We start from the raw sequence: 3583 nt of genomic DNA, 5'->3' as shown, positions 1-3583 counted from the left end.
CCTCCAGGTCTGGCAATAAATCTCCTCTCAAGGGAAGCAGTAAAATACCTAGAGAAGACTGATCCCCCTGGAATCCCACCGAGCATCAACTTATATAAGAACCATAGATTCTATCTTGAAAGAAGAGAAACACCCTACACTCCTCCAGTAACACTAATCCAAGCTCTACAGACAAGTCTTACTGAAATAATGAAGAAAGAAATGAATAAGTTTCGAGTCGAACATGAGGAAAGAGCCAGTATTCTATACGGAAAACTCCCTGAACTAGGATTCAGAACACTAGTGTCAAAAAAGGAGTATAGAAGCAATACTGTAACAGCATTCTATACCCCAGAAAATGTCGGTGCAAAACAAGTAGCCACATACCTTCTAGAGAAAGGATACAATATTGCAACAGGAATGGGAAAGCTCAAGGATAACGTGGTTAGAATAGGGGTAATGGGGCATATCACACGAGAAGATCTATATGCCATTCTAAGAGAACTAGAATCAGTAACGCACGCATAGAAAATGGATGCTGTGCGCAAAACCGATAGCAACCCCAGTTACACGTGACCCCTAATAGTCCGGTATCATTTATTTACACAATCACCTCGAAGAATAGTTATAATCAAACCTCTATAAACCAAGAAAGATCCTTCAATTAAAAAGGGCTAGTTTTTTCACTCCAAGGATGATAGCCGGATAGGGTGATAATAGTTCTTCAGACGGGTTATATGTATGGTCGACTTAGGAGGTAGCAGCCCTTTAGAGCCTGCGGCTTTCCTAACATCGTAAGGATCCAGTTTTGGGGGTATTATCCTGGTATAACCCTTTCTTTCCTTACCCACCGATATCATCGCAATATCCTTTAACATATAATAAGTATCCAATGGATCCTTCCTCAAGACCACTACCCTCTTATCAGCACCTATCAAAAAGAGGTTCCCTGGCCCTCGCTTGACTTGGTGTTCAATTAAATCTAGTAAAATATCAGTATTCATATTGATCTTTATTATAGGAGGTTTTATCTGATAAATATCGTTCATATAGTCTGCTTGAACTACCGGGATGAATTTGTATCCAAGGGATACTAAAGTCTGATACCGGTGATGGCCATCTATTATTGTAAGGGTATCCTTGTCAACTATTACAGGCCTATATATGACGCCTGTTCTTTCAATGTTCCTGAGAAGCCTTCTATGATTGGAAAAGATTATCTCCTCGTGAGGCTTAATGTCTTCATGGTAGGAAAGGAGGATGCGTTTATCCACAATAGGCGCTCACCCCTCAATGTTAGGAAGATAGGATAGATCAATATTCTCCGGCGCTACGTCAGCCAGTTTACCATCGAAATAATCCTGGTAGCCAGATAGATCTAGAAGTCCATGCCCACTTAAGTTGAACAGAATTACCTTTTCACTCCCTTTCTCCCTGTAATTCAATGCTAAATCCATTACAGCCTTTACGGCGTGAGCTGACTCTGGGGCAGGTATAATGCCTTCAAGCCTAGCGAATTTTACGGCAGCATCGAATACTTCCGTCTGCTTATATGCTAATGGCTCGACGTACCCGTGGTTTACTAGGAGGCTTAACGTAGGTGCCAGACCATGGTATCTTAAGCCACCTGCATGTATTGGAGGCGGAATAAACCTGTGCCCTATTGTATGCATTAATAACAGCGGTGTTAGGCCAGCTGTATCACCATAGTCGTACCTTCTTTCACCCCTAGTCATAGTAGGAGAAGCTACAGGCTCTACAGCAATGAACTTCGTCTCACTTCTGCCCTTCAGCTTGTCATAGAGAAACGGGTACGCTATACCTGCATAATTACTTCCGCCTCCCACTGCACCTACAATCACGTCCGGGTAGACGCCAAGTTCTTCAACCTGTTTTTTAGCCTCTAATCCTATGATAGTTTGATGTAGGAGAACGTGATTGAGTACTGATCCTAGACTGTATTTAGTATCATCCCTCGACACAGCATCCTCGACAGCTTCACTAATAGCTATACCCAGGCTTCCAGGATTATCTGGATCCTCAGCGAGGATTCTCCGGCCTGCCTCTGTTAAATCGCTTGGACTGGGTACCACCTCGGCTCCATAAGTTCTCATAACAGTTTGACGGTATGGTTTTTGTATATAGCTGATTTTCACCATGTAGACTCTTAACTTTAGCCCGAAAAGAATGGATGCCAGCGCTAGTGCAGATCCCCACTGTCCAGCACCAGTCTCTGTTGTCAGCCTCTTCACTCCTTCGACTTTATTATAGTAAGCCTGGGCTAATGCAGTATTTATTTTATGGGATCCCGTCGGGAGGACTCCCTCATATTTATAGTATATCCTTGAAGGAGTACCGAGATATTTCTCTAGGTTAACAGCTCTAAACAAAGGCGTCGGCCTTCCTATCTCCATGTAGGTCCTCCTCAACTCTGGTGGAATAGCTATATATCTCTCTGAAGACATTTCCTGTTCAATGATTGATTTGGGGAATATAGACTCTAAATCCTCTGGTTTTACATGTTCACCGTTGGGCTTCAGAGGAGGTGGGAGTTGGCCGGGAAGGTCTGGAAGAATATTATACCAGGACGTGGGGATTATATCCTCATACTGCGGGGCTCGGATCCCCGCTATATCCATTGGCGCAAAGATATCACCAGAATGATCTAACAGGAACAAGATTGTTTAAAAAATTTTCCCACGGAAATTCCACTATTAAAAAGAATCCTCTTATAAGCTCAGTATCAATACAATCAACTCAAGGATAGATACAGCTTTTCCATATACCTTGTATAATATATCTACCCAAAACATATTGCATTAACCTAAATAATTACACAAACTCATTATTTAAGTATTCAGCTACCTTAAATTCTCCATACATTATATTGATCCTGATTCTAAGTGAACATAACCGTGTATAATGACTTTTTTCTGTACAATCGACATAGTTGAATAAATGGGCGGAAAAACCTGGAGTAAACACATCTATACTAGAGTCAAGAGGCTAGAAATATGAGCATACCGGATACACTACGGGAAGAACGATCTAGAAACCTCAGAGACGCAGTCAGACACGCGGATGGGAAGCAATAATGGTAAGAGAGCAAAGTGAAAAATGGTTTTTACACAGGGATAGATGACTCATAGAAGCATGGGAAGCAGACAGCGAACTCTTAAGAACAGACGGGAAAGCAAGGGAAGCCCTAATAAAACATTAACAAGAAAACCGGCAAAATCCTCCATCCCGGATTCCATCAGAAGCTAAATTAAAAACAACTAAAACCCATGATATAATTTCAAAGTAAACAATTATACCAATAGACAATGCTCATTACAAGCCAGTAGCAAAGGCGAATATAATTAAACAACAAGGCCGCAACACAATACCACGGGGTGGAGTAATTGCCCGAACACTACAAGTATAATGAAAGGATGTATAGTAAGCCCTGGGGTTACAAAAGAGCCGTAATACACCACCCTCAAGATAAGTCAATAGAGTTCGTTGAAATAAACATGGAACCCGGCCAAGGGACAAAGCCTCACTACCATGAAACAGTGACAGAACACTTCTACATACTCGAAGGCACAGCAATATTCACAAT

Annotated in this window: 4 protein-coding genes; 2 read left to right on the top strand and 2 right to left on the bottom strand. The window is 41.8% G+C overall.

Going from position 1 to position 3583, the window contains the following annotated elements; genetic code table 11:
• A partial coding sequence (locus tag F7B60_00345) for an aminotransferase class V-fold PLP-dependent enzyme (protein ID MCE4613971.1) occupies window positions 1-507 on the top strand: 507 nt, incomplete at its 5' end.
• 155 nt (window positions 508-662) lie between these two features.
• On the opposite strand, the gene F7B60_00340 is transcribed toward F7B60_00345, so the two are convergent.
• Window positions 663-1253, bottom strand: coding sequence for a ParB N-terminal domain-containing protein (locus F7B60_00340; protein MCE4613970.1), 591 nt, complete (start codon window positions 1251-1253; stop codon window positions 663-665).
• Between the two features lie 9 nt (window positions 1254-1262).
• Complete coding sequence (locus tag F7B60_00335; protein MCE4613969.1) at window positions 1263-2618, bottom strand: TrpB-like pyridoxal phosphate-dependent enzyme; 1356 nt, start codon at window positions 2616-2618, stop codon at window positions 1263-1265.
• Window positions 2619-3383: 765 nt separating this feature from the next.
• Here F7B60_00335 and F7B60_00330 point away from each other — a divergent pair.
• The coding region (locus tag F7B60_00330; protein MCE4613968.1) for a hypothetical protein at window positions 3384-3583 on the top strand (200 nt) is incomplete at its 3' end.

It is taken from the genome of Candidatus Tiamatella incendiivivens (assembly GCA_015522635.1).
Lineage (GTDB): Archaea > Thermoproteota > Thermoprotei_A > Sulfolobales > Acidilobaceae > Tiamatella > Tiamatella incendiivivens.
This window is presented reverse-complemented; position numbering and strand designations above follow the sequence as displayed.

What these genes read in the sequence shown, in the direction of transcription:
- F7B60_00335 (MCE4613969.1), bottom strand. Translation starts at nt 2,618, where the DNA reads ATGGATATAGCGGGGATCCGAGCCCCGCAGTATGAGGATATAATCCCC.